Source organism: Streptomyces cellostaticus (assembly GCF_001513965.1).
Taxonomy (GTDB): domain Bacteria; phylum Actinomycetota; class Actinomycetes; order Streptomycetales; family Streptomycetaceae; genus Streptomyces; species Streptomyces cellostaticus.
The window spans coordinates 161,079-181,804 of sequence record NZ_KQ948027.1; the positions used below are offsets into that span (position 1 = coordinate 161,079).

Sequence of the window (20,726 nt, forward strand, 5' to 3'; positions counted from 1 at the left end):
CGAGCTCGGGTGAGGGGGCGGGCGCGTCCCGCCCCCTCACCTACGCCTACTAGAATTGACCCCAACACCCGGCACTACCGCCGGGTGGTGACCCGAGGAGCCACCCTTGGCTGCTGAGCTGCACGTCGCGCTGGTCGCGGCCGACCGAGAGGTCTGGTCCGGCGAGGCCACCCTGGTCGTCGCGCGCACCACGTCCGGCGACATCGGCGTCATGCCCGGTCACCAGCCGCTGCTCGGTGTGCTGGAGTCGGGCCCGGTGACCATCCGTACGAGTGATGGCGGAACGGTCGTCGCCGCGGTGCACGGCGGTTTCATCTCGTTCGCGGACGACAAGCTGTCGCTGCTGGCCGAGGTCGCCGAGCTGTCGGACGAGATCGATGTCCAGCGTGTCGAGCGCGAGCTCGAGCGCGCGAAGGCGGAGGACGACGCGGAGGCCGAGCGCCGCGCGGATGTCCGTCTGCGGGCGGCGACCGCGGCGCGTTGATCCACCGCGCCGTGTGATGACGTCACTCAGCCGCGGCCGGCCCGGAGCAATCCGGTGCCGGTCGCGGCTGAGCCAGATGTGGGTGTCTTTTCCGTTTCATTACCCAGTTTCGAAAATCAGTTCCATTGCCTAGGAGACGAGGAGGTCGGTGCCGATGGTCCTCGCTCTGACTGTGTGCGGAATCGTGGTCGCGCTCGTGGTGGTGGGACTGTTCCTGTTCGGCCTGCGCCGCAGACTCATCCAGCGCTCTGGCGGCACCTTCGACTGTTCCCTGCGCTGGGACGTGGCCGAGAAACCGGACACCAACGGCAAGGGCTGGAGCTACGGCGTCGCCCGCTACAACGGCGACCGTATCGAGTGGTACCGGGTCTTCTCCTACGCCTACCGCCCGCGCCGGGTCCTGGAGCGCTCGCAGATCGAGGTGGCCGGCCGCCGGCTGCCCGAGGGCGAGGAGGAGCTGGCGCTGCTCTCCGACGCGGTGGTCCTCGCCTGTACCCACCGGGGCACGCGCCTCGAACTCGCGATGAGCGAAGACGCGCTGACCGGTTTCCTCGCGTGGCTGGAGGCAGCCCCGCCCGGTCAGCGCGTCAACGTCGCTTAGGGGTCCTACAGGTTGTTGCTGAGGGCGCTCACCAGCTCGCCGTTACTGGTGTCACCGCTGAACTCCCAGAAGAACGCACCGCCGAGGCCCTGGGACTTGGCCCAGCTCATCTTCCCGGCGATCGTCGACGGAGTGTCGTACGACCACCAGTTGCTGCCGCAGTGGGCGTACGCCGTACCCGCGACGGTGCCGGTGGCCGGGCAGGACGTCTTGAGCACCTTGTAGTCCTCGATGCCCTGCTCGTAGGTGCCGGCCGCCGGGCCCGTGGCCGTGCCGCCCGGGGCGTCCTGGGTGACGCCGGTCCAGCCGCGGCCGTAGAAGCCGATGCCGAGGAGCAGCTTGCTCGCGGGGACGCCGGCCGCCTTGTACTTGGCCATCGCGTCGGCCGTGGTGAACCCGGCCTTCGGGATGCCGCTGTACGAGGTGAGCGGGGAGTGCGGGGCGGTCGGGCCCTGGGCGTCCCAGGCGCCGAAGAAGTCGTACGTCATCACGTTGTACCAGTCGACGTACTGCGCGGCGCCCGCGTAGTCGGCGGACTCGATCTTGCCGCCGGAGGAGCCGTCGGCGGTGACCGCGGCGGTGACCAGGGCGCCGGCGCCGAACTTGGCGCGCAGCGCGGCCATCACGTTCTTGAAGGCGGCCGCACCACTGGTGTCACAGCTCAGCCCGCAGGCGTTCGGGTACTCCCAGTCGATGTCGATGCCGTCGAAGACGTCGGCCCAGCGCGGGTCCTTGACCAGGTTGTAGCAGGACTGCGCGAAGGCGGTCGGGTTGGCCGCCGCCTGCCCGAAGCCGCCGGACCAGGTCCAGCCGCCGAAGGACCACAGCACCTTGATGTTCGGGTACTTGGCCTTCAGCTCGCGCAGCTGGTTGAAGTTGCCGCGCAGCGGCTGGTCCCAGGTGTCGGCGGCGCCGCTCACCGACTGGTCGGCGGTGAACGCCTTGTCGTAGTCGGCGTAGGAGTCGCCGATGGCGCACTGGCCGTTCGTGACATTGCCGAAGGCGTAGTTGATGTGCGTGATCTTCGAGGCGGAGCCGGACGTCACCAGGTTCTTGACGTTGTAGTTGCGGCCGTAGATGCCCCACTCGGTGAAGTAGCCGAGCTTGACCCTGTCGCCGGTGGGCGGGGGAGTGGTGCCGCCGCCGGTGGTGTGGACCGCGACTGCTCCGCTGACCGGCCCTGTCTGGTCGGCGGTGTCCCGGGCCTGGACGGTGTAGGAGTAGTCGGTGCCGGCGGTGAGGCCGGTGTCCGTGTACGACGTCGTCGTCACGGTGCCGACGACCTTGCCGTCGCGCAGCACGTCGTAGTTCTTGATGCCCTTGTCGTCGGTGGCCGCGCTCCAGCCGAGCTTCACCGAGGTGTCGGTGACGGAGGAGGCGGCCGGGGTGCCGGGCGCGGAGGGGGCCGCGTCGCCGGGGACCGTGGTGCCGTCACAGCTGTCGCCGTTGAGCTTGCAGTTGGACGGGGAGCCGGATCCGGCGCCGTTGAAGCCGAAGGAGACGGAGGCACCGGCGGCCAGGGTGCCGTTGTAGGATTTGTTCTTGGCGGTCCAGTGGGTGCCGGAGTGGGTGACGTCCGCGTCCCAGGCGGAGGTGACGGACGTACCGGAGGGGAAGTCCCACTCGACGGTCCAGGAACTGATGCTGCTGGTACCGGTGTTCTTGATGGTCCACTGACCGCCGAAGCCGGTTCCCCAGTCGCTGGTCTTGGTGTAGGTGGCGGTGGCGTTGCCCGCGGCCTGGGCGGGGCTCGCGAGACCGACCAGGCCGGCCAGCGGGAGCAACAGGGTCGCGAACCCTGCCGCGGCTCTGTGTCTGAAGCGCATGCTGCGCCTCCCTCTTGTAGGGGGCTGGGAATGGGGAGTGTCAGGGGCATGACTGAGCCTTCACACCCACGGTGCCGCGAGAATAGAAAGGTCTGGACCACAGGTCAATAGGTCTGGACCACTTGCCCGTGCGGCCCGCTAGATCCCCAACTCCTGCGCCAGCACGGCCGCTTGGACCCGGCTGCGCAGCTCCAGCTTCGCCAGCAGACGGCTGACGTGGGTCTTCACCGTGCCCTCCGCCATCTCCAGCCGCCCGGCGATCTCGGCGTTGGACAGCCCCTCGCCGATACACGACAGCACCTCGCGCTCCCGCCGGGTCAGCGCGCCGAGCACCGCCGGGTCCGCCCCCGTACGCCGCCCGGGACCGGCCGCGAACTCGGCGAGCAGCCGCCGGGTGACGGCCGGCGCGACGATCCCCTCCCCGCGCGCCACCGTCCGCACCGCCTCCAGCAGGTCCTTCGCCTCGGTGTTCTTCAGCAGGAACCCGGCCGCCCCCGCCCGCAGCGCCCCGAACACGTACTCGTCGAGGTCGAACGTGGTCAGCACCAGGACGTCCGCGAGCCCGTCGGCAGTGATCGCCCGGGTCGCCGAGACCCCGTCCAGGCGGGGCATCTGCACGTCCATCAGCACCACGTCCGGCCGCAGCTCCCGGGCCAGCTCCACCGCCCGCTCGCCGTCCGCCGCCTCCCCGGCCACCTCGATGTCGGGCGCGCTGCCCAGGATCAGGACCAGGCCGGCCCGGACGGCGGACTGGTCCTCGGCGACCAGGACCCGGATGGTGCGGTTCATGCGAGGTCTCCTTCGGTGAGCGGAAGAGCGGCGCGTACGGCCCACCGGGGGCCCTCGGGTCCGGCCCGGAAGCTGCCGCCGAGCAGCGCGGCCCGCTCCCGCATCCCGGCGAGACCGGAGCCGGAGCCGGGGGCGCGGGGGGTGTCGCCGGGCCGGTAGGGGCTGGTCACCCGCACCAGCAGGGTGTCGTCCTGCCGGCGCAGGACGACCTGGACGCGCCCCTTCGCCGCGTGCTTGAGGGCGTTGGTCAGCGACTCCTGCACGATCCGGTAGGCGGCCAGTTCGACCGGCGCGGGGACCCCGTCGTGCACGGCGTCGAGGCTGACGTCCAGGCCGTTGGCGCGGGCGCCCGCGACCAGGGCGCCGAGGCCGTCCAGGGTCGGGGTGGCGGACGGTTCGAGGTCACCGGTGCGCTCCCGCAGGATCCCGATCAGCCGCCGCATCTCGGCCAGCCCTTCGACGCTGTTCTCCCGGATGACCGCCAGGGCGTCCTTGGAGGTCTTCGGGTCGTCCAGGGACAGCGCGGCCGTGGAGTGGATGGCGATCGCCGACAGGTGGTTGGCGACCATGTCGTGCAACTCCCGGGCCATCCGGACCCGTTCGGCCGTGACCGCCTGCGTGCGGTCCATCTCGGCCAGCAGCGCGGTCTGTTCGGCGCGCAGCCGGGCGGCCTCGGCCGCGTCCCGGTGGTTGCGGACCACCCAGCCCGTGGAGGCGGGCGCGAACGCCACCACCCCGACACCCACGCCGATCAGCAGGCCCTGCGGATCGCGCCAGAGCGCGGCGGGTACGACTCCGCCGACGACCGTCAGCATCCCGGTGAGCCAGAAGATACGGCGGGCGGAGACCGGGGTGCCGTACAGGACGGCCGCGTACACCAGGTCGGTGTACAGCACGATGGTGACGATGCTGCCGAGGGTCACCGTGTCCAGGGTCAGCGCGACGGTGCCGGCCAGCAGAGCGATGCGGGGCCGGATGCGGCGCAGCGGCTCGCAGGCGGCGGTCACCGCCAGCGGCACCAGCGGGCCCCAGGCCGCGGGCCACAGCACCAGGCTGTCCGTGGCCAGGCGGGGGCGGATGCCGAGCGCCCACAGCAGCACCCCGCCGAGCAGTCCGCCCACGGCGATGCGCAGGTCGTCGCGGTGCGGGCGGGGGAGTGCGCGGGCCATGACCCCATCCAACACGGCCCGCGGCCCGTCCGCGTGCTTCCCGGGAACGGTCCCGAACTGCATCTTTCGCTTACGGCGAGGTCCCCCACGGCGACGACGAAAGCGGCGGGCCCGGCTGCCAGCCTGGAAGTGACCGGAAGGGAGTGAGCCGTGGTCGTCGGGTTGATCATCGCCTGTGAGGTGGCGTTCTGGGTGCTGCTGGCCGCGGGGCTGGCCTTCCGGTACGCGTTCCGGATGCCCCGCGTGGGCCTCGCCCTGCTGCTGTGCGAGCCGCTGCTGGAGGTCGTGCTGTTCGCCGTGACCGCGATCGACCTCAAGAACGGCGCGGAACCCGGCTGGCGGCACGGCCTGGCCGCGGTCTACATCGGCTTCACCGTCGGCCTCGGTCACTCCACGATCCGGTGGGCCGACGCCCGCGTCGCCCACCGTTTCGCCGGCGGCCCGCCGCCCGTGCAGCCCCCGAAGTACGGCACGGCCCGCGCCGTCCACGAGTGGAAGGTCGCGGGCCGCTGGATCCTGGCCGCGCTCGTCGCCATGGCCCTGTTGCAGGGTGCGGTCTGGTACGTCGGGGGCGACGGCGAGACCGGCTCGCTGCGGGCGTGGCAGCTGCGCATGGTGTGGGTGATCGGCATCAACGTGCTGATCGCCGCCAGCTACACCGTGTTCCCCAAGGTCTCCGAGCAGGAGCGCTAACGCTCCCCGCCCGGCACCCACAGCACGTCCCCGGTCTCCTTGTTGGCGGTCCTGGCCAGGATGAACAGCAGGTCGGAGAGCCGGTTGAGGTAGGTGGCGGTGAGCGGGTTCATGTGGTCGCCGTGTGCCTCCAGGGCCGCCCAGGTGGAGCGCTCGGCCCGGCGGACGACCGTGCACGCCTGGTGCAGCAGGGCCGCGCCGGGCGTGCCGCCGGGGAGGATGAAGGAGCGCAGCTTCTCCAGTTGCTCGTTGAAGCGGTCGCAGTCCGCCTCCAGCCGGTCGACGTAGAACTGCTCGACCCTGAGCGGCGGGAACTCCGGGTTCTCGACCACCGGCGTCGACAGGTCCGCGCCCACGTCGAACAGGTCGTTCTGGACCCGGGTGAGGACCGTGACGACCTCCGCGTCCAGACCGCCCAGCGCGATTGCGGTGCCGATCACCGCGTTGGCCTCGTTGGCGTCGGCGTACGCCGAGATCCTGAGGTCGGTCTTGGCGACCCGGCTCATGTCGCCGAGGGCGGTGGAGCCCTTGTCGCCGGTCCTGGTGTAGATGCGCGTCAGATTGACCATACGGCCAGCGTAGTTACGCTCCCGCCGTCCGGAACACGCGTGTGCCCACTGTCACGGTGAGTCCCGTGAAGCCGACGGCGACGAGAACGCCGTACAGCATGTGCGCGCTCGTGTACTGGCCGACGTACGCATCGCGCACCGCGTCCACCAGATAGCGGAACGGGACGAAGTGCGAGAGCACGTCCAGCCAGCCGGGTGCGAGGGACATCGGGAGCATCAGGCCGGACAGCAGCATCGACGGCATCGACACCGCGTTGATCAGCGGGCCGAACTCCTGCGGCGTGCGGACCTTCATCGCGATCGCGTACGACAGCGAGGCCAGCGAGAGGGTGAGCAGGGCGACGAACACGAACCCGATGAGGATGCCGGGCAGGGGCGCGCGCAGCCCCATCACCACCGCCGAGAGCACCAGCAGCACCGCCTGGAAGACGAAGACCGTGGCGTCCCGCAGCACCCGGCCCAGGAGCAGGGCGAGGCGGCTGACGGGGGTGACGCGCATCCGTTCCACCACCCCCTGGGCGTTCTCCATGATGACGGTGAAGCCCGCGAACAAGGCGCCGAAAAGGCCGAGTTGGAGCAGTAGTCCGGGGACGAGCACCTGCCACGAGCTGCCCTGCTCGCCGAGGGGCAGGCCGGTGAGCAGCGGGCCGAAGAAGAGGAGATACAGGAGCGGGGTCAGTACGCCGAAGAGCAGGGCGAAGCGGGAGCGCAGGGACTGACGGAGGTAGCGGCCGTAGACGAGGGCCGTGTCGTGAAGCAGCATGCGGGCGGTCCTATACGGCGACGGGGGCGGGGTCGGCCGCGGCGGGACCGCGGCCGGTGATGGCGAGGAACGTGTCCTGGAGCGTCGCGTCGATCGAGCCGCCGTGCGCCAGCTTGAGCGCGCTCGGCGTGCCCTCCGCCGCGACCACGCCCTTGTCGACGATCACCAGGCGGTCGGCGAGGGCGTCGGCCTCGTCCAGGTAGTGGGTGGTCAGGAAGACCGTCGTGCCGTACTCGTCGCGCAGCCTGCGGACCAGGTCCCACAGGTCGGCGCGGCTGCCCGGGTCCAGGCCGGTCGTCGGCTCGTCCAGGAACAGCACCTTCGGGCGGTGGGTGAGCGCCATCGCGATGTCCAGGCGGCGGCGCTGGCCGCCGGAGAGGGCGGCCGTCTTCCGGTCGAGCAGCTCGGTGAGGCCGAGGTCGCGGGCGAGTTCCGCGGTGCGCCGGACGGCCCCGGCCTTCGGCAGGCGGTACATCCGGCCCTGGGTGACCAGCTCCTCCCGGACGGTGATCTGCGGGTCCACCCCGCCGGACTGGGCCACATAGCCGCAGGCCCGGCGCACGGCGGCCGGGTCGGCCGCCAGGTCGTGACCGGCGACGGTGGCCGCGCCGCCGGTGGGCTTCAGCAGGGTGGTGAGCATCCGCAGGGTGGTCGTCTTGCCGGCGCCGTTGGGGCCGAGGAAGCCGAGAATCTCGCCCTCGCGGACGGTGAGGTCGATGCCGCGCACGGCCTCGACGGGGCCGTGTCTGGTCTGGAAAGTGCGGGCCAGTCCGGCCGCGCTGATGACTGCTGCCATGCCCACAGAAAAACAGAGACGCTGAAATTTTGCAATGACACCAAGTTTTCAGCAGGCCCAGCGAAGTTAGGATGCGGGCATGGCTGAGGGGCTCAGGGAGCGGAAGAAGCGGCAGACCAGGCAGTACATCTCGGACGTCGCCACGGGGCTGTTCCTCGAACGCGGCTTCGACGCGGTGACGGTCGCGGAGATCGCGGAGGCGGCGAACGTCTCGGTCAACACCGTCTACAACTACTTCCCCGCCAAGGAGGACCTCTTCTTCGACCGGTCCGCCGGCGTGGTCGACCGGCTCGCCCGCTGGGTGCGCGGGCGCAGCACGGGCGAGTCCGCCGCCGTGGCCGTCCTGCGCGAGCTGCGCGAAGAGGTCGAGGCGGTCTCGCCCCGGGTCGGCCTGTTCCCCGGGTACGCGAGCTTCATGCGGGTCATCGAGGAGGCCCCCGCGCTGCGCTCCCGGCTGTGGGCCGTCGCCCAGGAAGTGCAGGCCGGCCTGGAACAGGCCCTGCGCGAGGAGACCGGCGCGGCGGACGACGACGAGCTGCCGAACCTGATGGCCGGTCAGATCGGCTGGGCGCACAGTACGGTCATGGCGGTCATCGGGCGCGAGATGGTCAAGGGGCGCGAACCGCGCGAAGTATCACGAGAGGTACTCGTCCTGCTGGACGACATCGAGGACGTGTTGAGCGAAAAGGTCCTCAACTACGCCGTCCGTGGCGCGTCCTGACCCCTGCCGGTGTGATGTCCGTCAATTGAGACGTGACGCGCGTTACTTACCGGTCACACAGCGGCTCCGGAGCGCTATGGTCCGCCGAAGAGGCAGACGTCAACAGCGTTCAGGGAGTCGGAGTGGCAGGGAAGCTCGCCGTCATCGGGGCCGGTCTCATGGGATCCGGTATCGCCCAGGTCGCCGCACAGGCGGGCTGGGACGTCGTTCTGCGCGACGTCACCGACGAGGCTCTGAAGCGTGGCACCGACGGCATCAAGAGCTCGTACGACAAGTTCGTCAGCAAGGGCAAGCTGGAGGCGCACGCCGCCGAAGCCGCCCTCGGCCGCATCACCGCCACCACCGACCTGGACGCGGCCGCCGACGCCGACATCGTCGTGGAGGCCGTCTTCGAGAAGCTGGAGGTCAAGCACGAGATCTTCCGCGCGCTCGACAAGATCGTGCGCCCGGACACCGTGCTCGCCTCCAACACCTCCGCCATCCCGATCACCAAGATCGCGGCGGCCACCGAGCGCCCCGAGCGGGTCGTCGGTGTGCACTTCTTCTCGCCGGTGCCGATGATGCAGCTGGTCGAGCTCGTCCGCGGCTACAAGACCAGCGACGAAACCCTCGCCACCGCACGGGAGTTCGCCGAGTCCGTCGGCAAGACCTGCATCGTCGTCAACCGCGACGTGGCCGGCTTCGTCACGACCCGTCTCATCTCGGCCCTGGTGGTCGAGGCGACCAAGCTGTACGAGTCCGGCGTCGCCACGGCCGAGGACATCGACCTCGCCTGCAAGCTGGGCTTCGGCCACGCCATGGGCCCGCTGGCCACCGCGGACCTGACCGGCGTGGACATCCTGCTGCACGCCACCGGCAACATCTACACCGAGTCCCAGGACGAGAAGTTCGCCCCGCCGGAGCTGATGCGCCGGATGGTGGATGCCGGTGACATCGGGCGCAAGAGCGGGCAGGGCTTCTACAAGTACTGATCCGTTACTGATCCGTCCACGAGCGGAGACACCCCGGGACACTCCCCGGGGTGAATTCGGTATCGGTTCGCTTACAAACAGCAACCGCACTGCCGCCCAGGCAGTCAGACGTTGCACAGCACCGTCACGGAGTACGCCACCGCACTCAACGGGAGCGCATATGTACATCAGGGGCGACCACGCCGAGCTGGTCGTCGGGGGCCGCCTCGATGTCCGCAGCGCGGCGGACGCCCGTACGGCCCTGCACTCGGCGGTCGACGACGGGGTCGGCGACCTGGTGCTCGACCTGTCCGAACTGGACTCCTGGGACGCCACCGGACTCGGGGTGATCATGGGAGCCCACCGGCGGGCCGGACGCTGCGGTCGCCGCCTGGTGCTGCGCTGCGTCCCGCCGCAGATGCAGCGCCTGCTGGTGGCCACCCGGCTGCACCGCATCCTCGCCATCGAGGGCGGCATCGGGGTGGACTCGCTGCCCCGCGTGTGAGGCGACGGCCGGGTGTGCACCGGGCGACGGGTGAGACCCGGACGCAGCCGCCGAACCGTACCTCGGGGGCAATCCTCACCGGACTGTGACGTCTCGGACCGCCCGGCACCCCGCCCTGTCGTAGATACTGTGCAAAGGTTTAGGGTTCGGTCGCCCGCTGCCTCATGAACCCTCGAGCGGGCCCGGACCAGAAGCGACAGCGCGGTGTGCAGCAGGCCGGGAGGGGCCGGTATTTAAGGGCACACGACGCTTTTGGGGGGCTTGGACCTATGGACCCGATCACTCCGGGACCCGAGGAGCACGGCCAGGCTCAGAGCCGCCGCCCGCCCCGGGAATCCCTCACCTCCGACTTCCAGAGCGCACCCGCGCTCGCGCGGACGGCGCAGCTCGTCTCCGGCGACTTCCTGCTGACCGTCAACCCGGTCGACGGCAGCGAGATAGAACCCTGCCCGCCGCACGAACGGCCGGGGCGGCCCCGCAAGCGCACCGTCGCCGAGCGCGCCGAGACCGAGCGCGCCGCCCGGCCGCCCGTACCGCCCGGCCCGGCGCAGCCGACGCCCGCCCTCCTCGAACGCCAGGACGAGCGCGAACGCCTGGTCCGCCTCCTCGCCCGCGGCCGCTCCGTGCGGCTCACCGGCCCCGGCGGCTCCGGCCGCACCGCCCTGCTCGACCTCGTCGCCGAGGACTGCTTCGACCTCGCCCCCGACGGCGTGGTCCGGCTCACCGGCTTCCGCCGCACGGCCGACGACCTCCTCCACGACCTCTTCCACGCCGTCTACGAGGCCCCCCTGTACCGGCCCGAACGGGACCAACTGCTCGAACTGGTCCGTGAGATCGGTGCGGTCGTGGTCGTGGACGACCTGGAGCTCGGCGGCGCCGCCCTGGACGAACTGCTCGACGCCACCCCCGAGTGCGCCTTCCTGCTCGGCACCACCCCGGACGTCCCCGCGCCCTCCGCCGACTGCGAGGTCGAGGAGGTCTTCCTCACCGGCCTCGACCGCGCGGCCGGCGTGGAGATCCTGGAGCGGGCCGTCGGCCGTGTCCTCACCGAGGAGGAGGCCAACTGGGCGGGCGACCTGTGGTTCGAGTCCGAGGGGCTGCCCCTGCGGTTCGTGCAGGCCGGCGCCCTGCTCCGGCAGCGCGACCAGCTGCGGGCCAGCACCGGGGCGGTGGACGAGTACGGCGTCTTCGAGGACGTACGCCCGCCCGTCGAGGAGCCCCTGGACCCGGCGGAGCCGGAGGACGTTCCGCTGCCCTCCCTCGGGGAGGCGGCCGCGCCCGCGCCGCTGCTGGCCTCCCGGCTCAGCTCCTCGGCCCGCGCGACGCTGCGCTTCGCGGTCGCCCTCGGCGGCGAGGTGCCGCACCAGGCACATCTGCCCGCGCTGGTCGGCGACACCCACGCGGATGCCGCGCTCGGCGAACTCGCGGGCTGCGGACTGGTCTCCCCGGTCGGCTGCCGCTACCGCCTCGCGTCCGGCGTGCCGGCCCAGCTGGAGGCCGCCGGCTACGACGCCGACGCCCCCGCCGAGGCCCTCACCGCCGCCGAGCACTACGCCTGGTGGGCCGGCCACCCCTCGGTCGCCCCCGAGCGGGTGTGCGCCGAGGCCGACGCGGTCCTCGCCGCGCTCGCGGTGGTGGTGCCGGCCACGACACCACCCGTCGAGGGCGAGGAGAGCTGTGCCGTACGGCTCGCCCGCACGGCCGCGCCCGCCTTCGCCGCCGGGCTGCACTGGAGCGCCTGGGAGCGCGCGCTGCGCTCCGGCGCGGAAGCCTCCCGGCTGTCCGGCGAGGTCTCCGAACAAGCCTACTTCCACCACGAGTTGGGCATCCTCGCGCTCTGCGGCGGCCGGCTCGACCGGGCCCGTGCCGAGCTGGAGGCGTCGGGCGGCCTGCGCGGGGCGCTCGCCGACAAGCGGGGCACCGTCGCCGGACGCCGCGCCCTGGCGCTGGTCGCCGACCTCTCGGGCGATGTGCCCGGACCGATGGCGGGCGAGGAGATGCCGGACGCCCGCCAGGAGGAGTCGGCGCCGCCGTTCGGCGGGGTGCCGGCGCCCTATCCGCCGCTGTACGGCACCGCCGACGACACCCTGGTCACCCACCAGCCACCGGCCGCCAAGCCGCTGGGCGGCATCCGCCGCCTGGCCCGCCGCAACATGGTCGCGGCCGGCTCCGGGGCCCTGCTCGCCGCCGTCCTCGGCACGGTCGTCACCCTCGGCATGACGTCCAACGAGAACGCGGACAAGAACCCGGCCGGCAAGGTCGACGTCAATCCGTCCGCCAGCCAGGGCCTGAACGACGGCAGCCTGGGCGCGGACCCGAAGAACGACAACGGCTCGCCCGGCCGCACCGGCACACCCGCAGGCACCCCGACGGACCCGGGCCCCGACGGCACGTACGGCACGACGGACGACCCGACGCCGTCGGCGGCGACGCCTTCGGCGAGCCCGAGCGGCACGAAGGGCACGGGCGGCGGGGGTACGACTCCGACACCGTCGAGGTCCCAGACGACGAGGCCGGGCGGCTCACCGTCCCCGAGCAAGTCGAGCCCGTCCAGCCCCCCGTCCCACTCATCCTCACCCTCATCCTCGCCCTCGGTCACCCCCACGCCGACCCCGAGCCAGCCGGGAACCACCACTCCGTCCACCACCGACACGGCCAGCGGCCCGGCGGCGTCGAGCAGCTCGGCCGGCACATCGAAGAGCGGCAGCCCGGGTTCCGCGATCTGACCTCTTCCGCTCACAGCAAGAGGGCGGGTCCTCTCCCGGGCCCGCCCTCACGCTCGTGCAGGGAAGCTGTTCAGAACAGCCGCAGCTTGTCGTCCTCGATGCCGCGCAGGGCGTCGTAGTCCAGGATCTGGCAGTTGATGCCGCGGTCCGTGGCGAGGACTCGGGCCTGGGGCTTGATCTCCTGGGCGGCGAAGATGCCGCGGACCGGGGCGAGATGCGGGTCGCGGTTGAGGAGTTCGAGGTAGCGGGTGAGCTGCTCCACGCCGTCGATCTCGCCGCGTCGCTTGATCTCGATGGCGACGGTCCGGCCCTCCGCGTCCCGGCACAGGATGTCCACCGGGCCGATCGCCGTCATGTACTCGCGGCGGATGAGCGTGTAGCCCTCGCCCAGCGTCTCGATGCGGTCGGCCAGGAGCTCCTGGAGGTGTGCTTCCACGCCGTCCTTGATCAGGCCGGGGTCCACGCCGAGTTCGTGCGAGGAGTCGTGGAGGATCTCCTCCATCGTGATGATCAGTTTCTCGCCCGCCTTGTTGACGACGGTCCAGACGCCCTCGTCCTCGCCCGCGCCCTCCTTCAGCGTGCAGGGCGGCGACATCCAGTTGAGGGGCTTGTAGGCCCGGTCGTCCGCGTGGATGGAGACGCTGCCGTCCGCCTTGACCAGGATCAGTCGGGGCGCCGAGGGCAGGTGGGCGGTGAGCCGGCCGGCGTAGTCGACCGAGCACCGGGCAATGACGAGACGCATGGTCGGCAACGCTACTCGACACACACGGGTGGGCGCGATTCGCCCTCGTCCCGTCCGTCCCCGCCGACCACCGGCGATCGCTGGGGCACCCCATTTATCCCTGGAAACTCTTGTTCATCCCTGGCCGATTGTGCGCCTAACCGGACCGTTCCATATACGTATTCTGCTGGTGCGGTCACCGACGGTTGCCTACCGTAGAGAACGGGAGGTCGCGATGCGTGTACTGAGCGTGTTCGATATCGCGAACCTCTTATCTGTCCGGCAACCCCTGCTCATCGGGGGTGCGAGAGGAGAACCCATGTCGCTCGACGTCTCACCGGCCCTACTCGAACAGGCCGAGCGAGGCGAGGTCGACGAAGCAGCATTCGTCGACTGCGTCCGGACCTCCCTGCCCTATGCGTGGGAGATGATCAGCTCCCTGGTGGCCCAGCTGAAGGTGGACGGCGGACCCTTCGCCGACAACCAGACGCCCCCGCCGGACGAGCAGGCACGCGGTCAGCTGCTGCGCGCGCTCGCGAGTGACGCCATCCGCGGCGCGCTGCAGCGGCACTTCGGTGTGCGGCTGGCCTTCCAGAACTGCCACCGGGTGGCGGTGTTCCCCCTGGACGCCTCGGTGGACGAGACGTTGGCCCGCTTCACCTCGATGCGCAATCAGTTGCTGAACCAGTCGCCGGAGCTTCGGGACTGCTGACGCGCGGCATCGACGCTGCCCGGGCAGCGGGCCGCTTGCTTGCCGCTCCACCCCGCGGGAGGTGCATCCAGTGCTGGGGCGGCAAGCCCCTCATGCAGAAAGGGAGTCGGCAGCCGGTCAGCGCAGCTGGGGCAGCACCTCGGCACCCAGGCGCCGCAGGTTCTCCTCCGTCGCCGCGAGGTCGCCCGAGCCCTCGACGAGCAGCGCGAAGCGGGAGATGCCGGTGCGCTCCGACGTGGCCGCGAGCCGGTCGGCGCACAGCCGCGGGGTGCCCACCGGGTGCAGGCCGCAGAGCAGTTCGGTGTAGGCGAGCGGGTCGCGCATCGCCCGCTCCCGGCCGTCGACGGTCACATGGGCCTCCAGGCCCTGTTTCAGCCAGCCGGGCATCGCTTTCAGCAGCGTCTCCGCCGCGTCGGTGCGCCGGTCCGCGATCTGGCAGACCCCGGCGGAGACATGGGCCGCGCCCGCGATCTCCGCTGCCGGCCTGCCCGCGGCCCGCGCGAACTGCCGCCATAGGGCGACCATCTCGGCCTTTTCCTCGTCCCCGACGTGCATGCCGAGCAGCATCGGCAGTCCGCGCTCGGCGGCCAGCCGCACGCTCGCCGGGGAGGTGCAGGCGACGACGACCTCGGGGCCGGGGGTTTCCGTCAGCGCCTCCGAGGGGCGGGGTACGACGGGTACCTCACGGAAGGAGAACCGTTCACCCGAGGCCGAAACGGACGGTTCGCGCAGCCAGCGCACCAGCAGATCGAGTGATTCCGGGAATCCGTGCTCGTACGCCCCGATGCCCGCGCCGAACACCTCCAGGTCCACCCACGGTCCGCCGCGGCCGACGCCCAGCGTGAACCGTCCGCCGCTCGTCAGGTGCAGCAGCGCGGCCTGTTCACCGAGGGCGACCGGGTGCGCGGTGGGCAGCACGCTGACCGCCGTACCGACGCGGATGCGCCGGGTGCGGCCGAGCAGTAAAGCGGCCAGGGTGACCGCGGACGGGCATGTGCCGTACGGCACGAAGTGGTGCTCGGCCAGCCACACTGTGTCCAGCCCGGCCTCCTCGGCGACCTCTGCCGAACGGACCGCCCGGTACAGGGCCTCCCCGGGGCCCTGGCCCGGGAACTGGGCCGCCAGCACAAAACTTCCTACGTGCATCGCATTTCCTGCTTCCTTGGCTCCGACCCGGAGCTCCCCCACCCGCATAACCGTCTGACACGTGCCGAGGACACGGCCTGGCGGGGAGATTTGCGGATTGTCTGCAGAATGGGCCGCCCCGAGGGGGGACTTGTGCGGGTTGGTGCGCTACGCGTACCCCTGTGGGCGCCGCGTACGCTGGATGCGACCCGTGCTTCCCTGTATAGCTCCGAGAGGTGTCCCGTGTCCCCGCGCCGCAACCGACCGAAGGCAGCCGGATCGTCCGGCCCGAGCGCCGAGGACGACCGGACCGGCCGGTACGGCGGCTGGCAGTCCACGGAGAGCTGGCAGGGCGAGGAGTGGAGCGTGCGCCATGTCGCCGGGGCGAGCGCCGAGGGCAAGACCTACCGCTGCCCCGGCTGCGACCAGCTGATCCCCTCCGCCGTCCCGCACGTGGTGGCCTGGCCGGAGCACGCGGGCGTCGACGACCGCCGCCACTGGCACAAGGCGTGCTGGAACGCGAAGGACCGCCGCACCATCCGGGTGCAGCGGTCCCGTAACGCGCCGAAGTTCTGAGTTACACGTCCCGGCTCTGCAGCAGTGCGTAGGCACCCGCGAACGCGGCGGCCGTCACGCCCAGCATGATCCACAGCGGGTCCCAGCCGGACGGGCCGGAGTCGCTGAGGGAGTTGGCGTAGAAGACGCTCATCTGGTTCGGGATCGAGTACTCGAAGAGCACCTGGCGGATCTTCTCCATCGACGAGGCGAACATGAACATGGCGATCACGAGCGGGGCGAGCACCGCGGCGATCATGATGGTGATGGCGCCCGCCGAGTGCCGGATGATCGAGCCGACGAGCAGCGAGAGCAGCCCGAGCAGCGCGACGTAGAGGCTGACGCCGACCGTGCCCTTCAGCCACTCCCCGGTGGACGGGGTGCGCGCGCCGTGGCCCTCCAGCAGGGACGCCTGGATCATCGCCACGAAGGAGGCGGCGGCCAGGGTCACCACGAAGGCGAGGGCGAAGAACACGATCGCCTTGGCGGCCAGCACCCGGCCCCGGCTCGGGCACGCGGTCATCGTCGTACGGATCATGCCGGTGCCGTACTCGGAGGCCGTGGTCAGCACGCCGAGCGTGATGATGCACATGTTGCCGAGCAGCAGGCCGAAGAAGCCGAGGGACAGCGGGTTCTGGCCGGACAGGTCGCTGGAGCTGCTGCGGACCGCCACGCCGGCCAGCAGGCCGATGCCGACTACGAGCAGGATGAACACGCCGAGCGTCCACATCGTCGAACGCACCGACTTGATCTTCGTCCACTCGGAGGCCAGCGCGTGTCCGAGGTGGGTGCGCACGATCGGGATCGGCGAGCTGTAGCCGGAGTACGTCCCGCCGGGCGCCGCCTGCCAGTCGGGCGCGGCTGCGGGGGCCTGCGGCATCGGGGGCTGGTGGGTGCTCATCGGGCGTCCTTGGGCTGGGTCGGGTCGGCGGGGGCAGGGGCGGAGGCGGCGGGAGCCGGAGCGGCGGCCGGCGGCTGCGCCGGGGCCACGGGAGGCTGACCCTGCGGGGCGGGCGCGGCGTACGGGTTGGGGGCGCCCGCGCTGGGAGCGCCAGGCGCGCCCGGTGCGCCGTACGCGCCCGCCGGAGCACCGCCGTACGGCCCCGAGGGCGGTGTCGGCGCCGTGAACGGCTGGCCGGCCTGCTGGGGCGGCGGCGGGGCGTACCAGCCCGGCTGGCCCTGGCCGGGGACCGGCATGGGCGGCTGGGCGCCCGGCGGCAGGGGCTGCTGGAGGCCCGCCTTCTGGTCGATGGTCGAGCGGTAGTCGACGGCGCCCTGCGTCATCCGCATGTACGCCTCCTCCAGCGAGGCCTGGTGCGGCGACAGCTCCCACAGCCGTACGTCCGCCTCGTGCGCCAGGTCGCTGATGCGGGGCAGCGGCAGCCCGGTCACGCGCAGCGCACCGTCCTGCTCGGGCAGCACATGGCCGCCCGCCTCGGTGAGCGCGGAGGACAGCTTCTCGCGCAGCTGGGGCTCGGAGTCGGGAGTGCGCACGCGCGCGAAGTCGGCGGAGTTGGCCGAGATGAAGTCCGTCACGCTCATGTCGGCGAGCAGCTGGCCGCGCCCGATCACGATGAGGTGGTCGGCGGTCAGCGCCATCTCGCTCATCAGGTGCGAGGAGACGAAGACCGTACGGCCCTCGGCCGCGAGGGCCTTCATCAGGTTGCGGACCCAGAGGATGCCCTCGGGGTCGAGACCGTTGACCGGCTCGTCGAACAGCAGCACCTGGGGGTCGCCGAGCAGCGCGGCGGCGATGCCGAGGCGCTGGCCCATGCCGAGCGAGAAGCCCTTGGAACGTTTCTTCGCCACGTCCTGGAGGCCGACGACCCGGAGCACCTCGTCCACGCGCCGGGCCGGGATGCCCGACAGCTGGGCGAGGCTCAGCAGGTGGCTGCGGGCGGCCCGGCCGCCGTGCACCGCCTTGGCGTCGAGCAGCGCGCCGACCTGGCGGGGTGCGTTGGGCAGCTTGCGGTACGGGTAGCCGCCGATGGTCACCGTGCCGGACGTCGGGTTGTCCAGCCCGAGGATCATCCGCATGGTCGTCGACTTGCCCGAGCCGTTGGGCCCGAGGAAGCCGGTCACGGATCCAGGTCGCACCTGGAAGGAAAGGTTGTACACAGCGGTCTTGTCGCCGTACCGCTTCGTCAGGCCTACAGCCTCGATCATGCTCCGCACCCATCGAATGGTTCAGGACAGCGGGGCACACGCCCCCGTAAGGGTTAGGAGCCTATCGGGGCGCTGACGGTTCCGCCCAAGAGTGAGTAAAGCTATGCGTCCCGCTTCCTGAGCAGTGCGTAACCGCCGGCGAGCGCCGCGATCACCCACAGCACCATGATCCCGAGGCCGCCCCAGGGGCCGTAGGGCGTGTCGTCGCCGATCCTCGGCACCACCTGCATGATCCGGCTGCCGGCCTGGTCCGGCAGATATCGGCCGATCTTCTTCGTGGCGTCGACGTTGCCGAGAATGTTGGAGATGAGGAAGAAGAACGGCATCAGGATGCCGAGCGAGAGCATCGCCGAACGCAGCATCGCGGCGACGCCCATGGAGAACATCGCGATGAGGGCCATGTAGAGGCCGCTGCCGATCACCGCGCGCAGCACCCCGGGCTCGCCGATCTTCGTGCCCAGGGAGCCGAGCATCGCCTGGCCGAGGAAGAACGCGGCGAAGCCGGTCACCATGCCGACGGCCAGCGCGAGCGCGGCGGCCACGGCGATCTTGCTGAACAGGAAGGTGCCGCGCTGCGGAACGGCGGCCAGCGAGACGCGGATCGTGCCGGTGCCGTACTCGTTCGACACGACCAGCACCCCGAACACGATCATGGCGAGCTGGCCGAGGGTCATGCCCGCGAAGCTGATCACGGTGGGGTCGAAGGAGAGCCGCTCCCGGACGGGCATCCGGTCGTACTGACTCCTCGACAGTGCGGAGATGAGCGTTCCGAGGGCGACGGTGACCACCACGGTCAGCGAAAGTGTCCACACCGTGGACGCAACGGACCGGATCTTGGTCCACTCGGACCGGATGACCTGTACGGCCGCCATGACTCAGGCCCCCTTCCAGCCGGCGCCCCAGTCCTGCGGGACTTCCATGGGCCCGGCGTGCGCGTGGTACTCCACCGACTCCGCCGTCAGCTGCATGAACGCCTCCTCCAGCGAGGCCTGCTGGGGGCTCAGCTCGTGCAGGACGACCCCGTACCGCGCGGCCAGCTCCCCGATCCGCTCGGCCTTGCCGCCCTCCACCTCCAGTGTGCCGCCGCCCGCCTCGACCACGGTGATCCCGGCCTCGTGCAGCACGTCCACGAGCCGCTCGCGCTGCGGAGAACGGATCCGTACATAACTGCGCGAGTTCTGCCGGATGAAGCCGGCCATTGAGGTGTCGGCCAGCAGCCGACCCTGTCCGATGACCACCAGGTGATCGGCGGTCAGCGCCATTTCGCTCATCAGATGGCTCGACACGAACACCGTCCGCCCCTGCGCGGCCAGCGATTTCATCAGGTTCCGGATCCAGTGGATGCCCTCGGGGTCGAGCCCGTTGACCGGCTCGTCGAACATCAGGATCTGCGGATCACCGAGCAGCGCGGCCGCGATGCCGAGCCGCTGGCCCATGCCGTACGAGAACCCCTTGGCCTTCTTCTTCGCCACGGCGGTGAGCCCGACGGTGTCCAGCACCTCGGCCACCCGCCGGTCCGGGATCCCGTTGCTCTGCGCGAGGCACAGCAGATGGTGGTAGGCGCTGCGCCCGCCGTGCACGGCCTTCGCATCCAGCAGGGCCCCGATGTACGTCAGCGGGTCCTTCAACTGGTCGTAGTGCCTGCCGTCGATCCGGACGTCACCGGCGGTGGGCCGGTCGAGCCCGAGGATCATCCGCATGGTGGTGGACTTCCCGGCACCGTTGGGCCCGAGGAACCCGGTCACGATGCCGGGCCGCACCGAGAAGGTGAGGCCGTCGACCGCCACCTTCTCGCCGTACCGCTTGGTCAGCCCCACCAGCTCGATCATGCGGCCACGCTAAGACGGGACGAAGCCCCCTGCCACCGGAGCGGCAAGGGGCTTCGCCTCGGTCGGCGAACGTACGTCGAGGGGTTACCGGGTCTGCTGCGCCGGCACCCCACGAGAGATGGGCTCGTCCTCGGCCGGCGAGCCCGCGGCAGCGACCGCCGCACCGGTGAGCGTCGCCAGCATCTCGCGCACATTGGTGAGCTGCGCGTTGATCGAGTCACGACGGTTGGTCAGCGCAGCGAGCTCGCGCTCGGATTCCGAGCGGATGCGGTCGGCCTTGGCGTTGGCGTCGGCCACGATGTCCTCGGCCTGGCGCTGGGCCGTCTCCACCGTCTGGCGGGCGCGGCGCTCGGCGTCCGTGCGCAGCTTCTCCGCCTCCAGGCGCAGCTGCTCGGCGCGGTGCTCGATCTCGGCCAGGCGCTTCTCGGCCTTCTGCTGACGCGAGGCCAGGTCGCGCTCGGACTGCTCGCGGCGCTTGGCCAGGTTCGTCTCGAAGTCGGCGGCGGCCTGCGCGGCCTTGGCGCGGGTCTCCTCGAAGAGGGCGTCCGCCTCCTCGCGCTTGGACTGCGCGTCCTTCTGTGCCTCGGAGCGCAGCTGGGCGGCGTCGCTCTTGGCCTTCTCGACGATCCGGACGCCCTCGTCCTCGGCCTTGGCCTTGCGCTCCGCAGCGAACGATTCTGCGTCGTTGCGCACCTGCTGGGCCGCCGACTCGGCCAGCTCGCGGTGCTGCTCGGCCGCGCGCCGGGCCTCTTCGCGCAGATCCTTGGCCTCTTCTTCGGCGAGGCGCAGGATCTTCTCGACACGCGCACCGAGACCGGCGTACGACGGCTCGGCGTCGGTGACCTGGGCCTGGGCGTTCTGCGTCTCTAGGTGGAGCTCCTCGATGCGCTTTTCCAGAGCGGTGATGCGGGCGAGAGCGCTGTCACGGTCGGAGACGAGCTTGGAGATCCGTTCGTCCACCTGAGCGCGGTCGTATCCACGCCGCACAAGCTCGAAGCCGTAGGGGGAAGTGTCGCTCATGGGGTT

The 20,726-nt window shown here is 71.1% G+C and carries 22 protein-coding genes; 9 read left to right on the forward strand and 13 right to left on the reverse strand.

Annotated elements, in window-relative coordinates:
• Nucleotides 1-106: 106 nt before the first annotated feature.
• The gene (locus tag AQI88_RS24375; RefSeq protein ID WP_067003033.1) at nucleotides 107-484 is read left to right on the forward strand and encodes a F0F1 ATP synthase subunit epsilon; all 378 of its coding nucleotides are present in this window, start codon (nucleotides 107-109) and stop codon (nucleotides 482-484) included.
• Nucleotides 485-638: 154 nt separating this feature from the next.
• Nucleotides 639-1,085 carry a DUF2550 domain-containing protein gene (locus AQI88_RS24380; protein ID WP_067003035.1) on the forward strand — a complete coding sequence of 149 codons (447 nt, stop codon included), beginning with the start codon at nucleotides 639-641 and terminating at the stop codon, nucleotides 1,083-1,085.
• A 5-nt stretch (nucleotides 1,086-1,090) separates the two neighbouring features.
• Here the strand turns inward: AQI88_RS24380 and AQI88_RS24385 are convergent, their stop codons facing one another.
• The 3 genes from AQI88_RS24385 to AQI88_RS24395 form a co-directional block, all read right to left on the reverse strand.
• Nucleotides 1,091-2,911, reverse strand: a complete 1,821-nt coding sequence (locus AQI88_RS24385; RefSeq protein ID WP_067003037.1) for a glycoside hydrolase family 18 chitinase — start codon at nucleotides 2,909-2,911, stop codon at nucleotides 1,091-1,093.
• 138 nt (nucleotides 2,912-3,049) lie between these two features.
• A complete protein-coding gene (locus tag AQI88_RS24390) occupies nucleotides 3,050-3,700 on the reverse strand; it encodes a response regulator (protein ID WP_067003039.1) in 651 nt (216 codons plus the stop codon).
• Nucleotides 3,697-4,869 carry a sensor histidine kinase gene (locus AQI88_RS24395; RefSeq protein WP_067003041.1) on the reverse strand — a complete coding sequence of 391 codons (1,173 nt, stop codon included), beginning with the start codon at nucleotides 4,867-4,869 and terminating at the stop codon, nucleotides 3,697-3,699. The genes AQI88_RS24390 and AQI88_RS24395 overlap by 4 nt, the downstream gene beginning before the upstream one ends.
• A 150-nt stretch (nucleotides 4,870-5,019) precedes the next feature.
• On the opposite strand from AQI88_RS24395, the gene AQI88_RS24400 reads away from it, so the two are divergent.
• A complete protein-coding gene (locus tag AQI88_RS24400) occupies nucleotides 5,020-5,562 on the forward strand; it encodes a hypothetical protein (RefSeq protein WP_067003043.1) in 543 nt (180 codons plus the stop codon).
• On the opposite strand, the gene AQI88_RS24405 is transcribed toward AQI88_RS24400, so the two are convergent.
• The 3 genes from AQI88_RS24405 to AQI88_RS24415 are packed head-to-tail and all read right to left on the reverse strand — an operon-like array spanning nucleotide 5,559 to nucleotide 7,690.
• Complete coding sequence (locus tag AQI88_RS24405; RefSeq protein ID WP_067003045.1) at nucleotides 5,559-6,131, reverse strand: cob(I)yrinic acid a,c-diamide adenosyltransferase; 573 nt, start codon at nucleotides 6,129-6,131, stop codon at nucleotides 5,559-5,561. The genes AQI88_RS24400 and AQI88_RS24405 overlap by 4 nt on opposite strands.
• Nucleotides 6,132-6,144: 13 nt before the next feature.
• Nucleotides 6,145-6,894, reverse strand: coding sequence for an ABC transporter permease (locus AQI88_RS24410; protein ID WP_067003047.1), 750 nt, complete (start codon nucleotides 6,892-6,894; stop codon nucleotides 6,145-6,147).
• Nucleotides 6,895-6,904: 10 nt separating this feature from the next.
• Nucleotides 6,905-7,690, reverse strand: coding sequence for an ABC transporter ATP-binding protein (locus tag AQI88_RS24415; protein ID WP_067003200.1), 786 nt, complete (start codon nucleotides 7,688-7,690; stop codon nucleotides 6,905-6,907).
• Nucleotides 7,691-7,769: 79 nt separating this feature from the next.
• Here AQI88_RS24415 and AQI88_RS24420 point away from each other — a divergent pair, with 79 nt between their 5' ends.
• The 4 genes from AQI88_RS24420 to AQI88_RS24435 all read left to right on the forward strand — a co-directional run bounded on the left by AQI88_RS24420 (nucleotide 7,770) and on the right by AQI88_RS24435 (nucleotide 12,592).
• Nucleotides 7,770-8,411 carry a TetR/AcrR family transcriptional regulator gene (locus tag AQI88_RS24420; protein ID WP_067003048.1) on the forward strand — a complete coding sequence of 214 codons (642 nt, stop codon included), beginning with the start codon at nucleotides 7,770-7,772 and terminating at the stop codon, nucleotides 8,409-8,411.
• A gap of 122 nt (nucleotides 8,412-8,533) precedes the next feature.
• A complete protein-coding gene (locus AQI88_RS24425; RefSeq protein ID WP_067003050.1) occupies nucleotides 8,534-9,382 on the forward strand; it encodes a 3-hydroxyacyl-CoA dehydrogenase family protein in 849 nt (282 codons plus the stop codon).
• Between the two features lie 160 nt (nucleotides 9,383-9,542).
• On the forward strand, nucleotides 9,543-9,866 hold the full coding sequence (locus AQI88_RS24430; RefSeq protein ID WP_067003053.1) for an STAS domain-containing protein: 324 nt from the start codon (nucleotides 9,543-9,545) through the stop codon (nucleotides 9,864-9,866).
• 269 nt (nucleotides 9,867-10,135) lie between these two features.
• Complete coding sequence (locus AQI88_RS24435; protein WP_067003055.1) at nucleotides 10,136-12,592, forward strand: ATP-binding protein; 2,457 nt, start codon at nucleotides 10,136-10,138, stop codon at nucleotides 12,590-12,592.
• Between the two features lie 70 nt (nucleotides 12,593-12,662).
• On the opposite strand, the gene nucS is transcribed toward AQI88_RS24435, so the two are convergent.
• Nucleotides 12,663-13,334, reverse strand: a complete 672-nt coding sequence (gene nucS, locus AQI88_RS24440; RefSeq protein ID WP_067003057.1) for an endonuclease NucS — start codon at nucleotides 13,332-13,334, stop codon at nucleotides 12,663-12,665.
• A gap of 298 nt (nucleotides 13,335-13,632) precedes the next feature.
• Here nucS and AQI88_RS24445 point away from each other — a divergent pair, with 298 nt between their 5' ends.
• Nucleotides 13,633-14,025, forward strand: coding sequence for an SCO5389 family protein (locus AQI88_RS24445; RefSeq protein WP_067003059.1), 393 nt, complete (start codon nucleotides 13,633-13,635; stop codon nucleotides 14,023-14,025).
• A 117-nt stretch (nucleotides 14,026-14,142) separates the two neighbouring features.
• Here the strand turns inward: AQI88_RS24445 and AQI88_RS24450 are convergent, their stop codons facing one another.
• Nucleotides 14,143-15,171, reverse strand: a complete 1,029-nt coding sequence (locus tag AQI88_RS24450; RefSeq protein WP_067003061.1) for an LLM class flavin-dependent oxidoreductase — start codon at nucleotides 15,169-15,171, stop codon at nucleotides 14,143-14,145.
• Between the two features lie 222 nt (nucleotides 15,172-15,393).
• Here AQI88_RS24450 and AQI88_RS24455 point away from each other — a divergent pair, with 222 nt between their 5' ends.
• The gene (locus AQI88_RS24455; RefSeq protein ID WP_067003063.1) at nucleotides 15,394-15,726 is read left to right on the forward strand and encodes an ATP/GTP-binding protein; all 333 of its coding nucleotides are present in this window, start codon (nucleotides 15,394-15,396) and stop codon (nucleotides 15,724-15,726) included.
• Between the two features lies 1 nt (nucleotide 15,727).
• Here the strand turns inward: AQI88_RS24455 and AQI88_RS24460 are convergent, their stop codons facing one another.
• From AQI88_RS24460 to AQI88_RS24480, 5 genes are all read right to left on the reverse strand, one after another.
• The gene (locus tag AQI88_RS24460) at nucleotides 15,728-16,606 is read right to left on the reverse strand and encodes an ABC transporter permease (RefSeq protein ID WP_067003065.1); all 879 of its coding nucleotides are present in this window, start codon (nucleotides 16,604-16,606) and stop codon (nucleotides 15,728-15,730) included.
• A complete protein-coding gene (locus AQI88_RS24465; RefSeq protein ID WP_067003067.1) occupies nucleotides 16,603-17,871 on the reverse strand; it encodes an ABC transporter ATP-binding protein in 1,269 nt (422 codons plus the stop codon). The genes AQI88_RS24460 and AQI88_RS24465 overlap by 4 nt, the downstream gene beginning before the upstream one ends.
• Before the next feature lie 101 nt (nucleotides 17,872-17,972).
• On the reverse strand, nucleotides 17,973-18,743 hold the full coding sequence (locus AQI88_RS24470) for an ABC transporter permease subunit (RefSeq protein ID WP_067003069.1): 771 nt from the start codon (nucleotides 18,741-18,743) through the stop codon (nucleotides 17,973-17,975).
• A 3-nt stretch (nucleotides 18,744-18,746) separates the two neighbouring features.
• A complete protein-coding gene (locus AQI88_RS24475) occupies nucleotides 18,747-19,700 on the reverse strand; it encodes an ABC transporter ATP-binding protein (RefSeq protein WP_067003070.1) in 954 nt (317 codons plus the stop codon).
• A gap of 84 nt (nucleotides 19,701-19,784) precedes the next feature.
• A complete protein-coding gene (locus tag AQI88_RS24480) occupies nucleotides 19,785-20,720 on the reverse strand; it encodes a coiled-coil domain-containing protein (RefSeq protein WP_067003071.1) in 936 nt (311 codons plus the stop codon).
• Between the last annotated feature and the right edge of the window lie 6 nt (nucleotides 20,721-20,726).

Coding starts and splice junctions, on each gene's coding strand:
- AQI88_RS24465 (WP_067003067.1), bottom strand. CDS start 17,871: ATGATCGAGGCTGTAGGCCTGACGAAGCGGTACGGCGACAAGACCGCT.
- AQI88_RS24435 (WP_067003055.1), top strand. CDS start 10,136: ATGGACCCGATCACTCCGGGACCCGAGGAGCACGGCCAGGCTCAGAGC.
- AQI88_RS24470 (WP_067003069.1), bottom strand. CDS start 18,743: ATGGCGGCCGTACAGGTCATCCGGTCCGAGTGGACCAAGATCCGGTCC.
- AQI88_RS24460 (WP_067003065.1), bottom strand. CDS start 16,606: ATGAGCACCCACCAGCCCCCGATGCCGCAGGCCCCCGCAGCCGCGCCC.
- AQI88_RS24380 (WP_067003035.1), top strand. CDS start 639: ATGGTCCTCGCTCTGACTGTGTGCGGAATCGTGGTCGCGCTCGTGGTG.
- AQI88_RS24450 (WP_067003061.1), bottom strand. CDS start 15,171: ATGCACGTAGGAAGTTTTGTGCTGGCGGCCCAGTTCCCGGGCCAGGGC.
- AQI88_RS24480 (WP_067003071.1), bottom strand. CDS start 20,720: ATGAGCGACACTTCCCCCTACGGCTTCGAGCTTGTGCGGCGTGGATAC.
- AQI88_RS24405 (WP_067003045.1), bottom strand. CDS start 6,131: ATGGTCAATCTGACGCGCATCTACACCAGGACCGGCGACAAGGGCTCC.
- AQI88_RS24430 (WP_067003053.1), top strand. CDS start 9,543: ATGTACATCAGGGGCGACCACGCCGAGCTGGTCGTCGGGGGCCGCCTC.
- AQI88_RS24390 (WP_067003039.1), bottom strand. CDS start 3,700: ATGAACCGCACCATCCGGGTCCTGGTCGCCGAGGACCAGTCCGCCGTC.
- AQI88_RS24475 (WP_067003070.1), bottom strand. CDS start 19,700: ATGATCGAGCTGGTGGGGCTGACCAAGCGGTACGGCGAGAAGGTGGCG.
- AQI88_RS24445 (WP_067003059.1), top strand. CDS start 13,633: ATGTCGCTCGACGTCTCACCGGCCCTACTCGAACAGGCCGAGCGAGGC.
- nucS (WP_067003057.1), bottom strand. CDS start 13,334: ATGCGTCTCGTCATTGCCCGGTGCTCGGTCGACTACGCCGGCCGGCTC.
- AQI88_RS24420 (WP_067003048.1), top strand. CDS start 7,770: ATGGCTGAGGGGCTCAGGGAGCGGAAGAAGCGGCAGACCAGGCAGTAC.
- AQI88_RS24415 (WP_067003200.1), bottom strand. CDS start 7,690: ATGGCAGCAGTCATCAGCGCGGCCGGACTGGCCCGCACTTTCCAGACC.
- AQI88_RS24410 (WP_067003047.1), bottom strand. CDS start 6,894: ATGCTGCTTCACGACACGGCCCTCGTCTACGGCCGCTACCTCCGTCAG.
- AQI88_RS24395 (WP_067003041.1), bottom strand. CDS start 4,869: ATGGCCCGCGCACTCCCCCGCCCGCACCGCGACGACCTGCGCATCGCC.
- AQI88_RS24385 (WP_067003037.1), bottom strand. CDS start 2,911: ATGCGCTTCAGACACAGAGCCGCGGCAGGGTTCGCGACCCTGTTGCTC.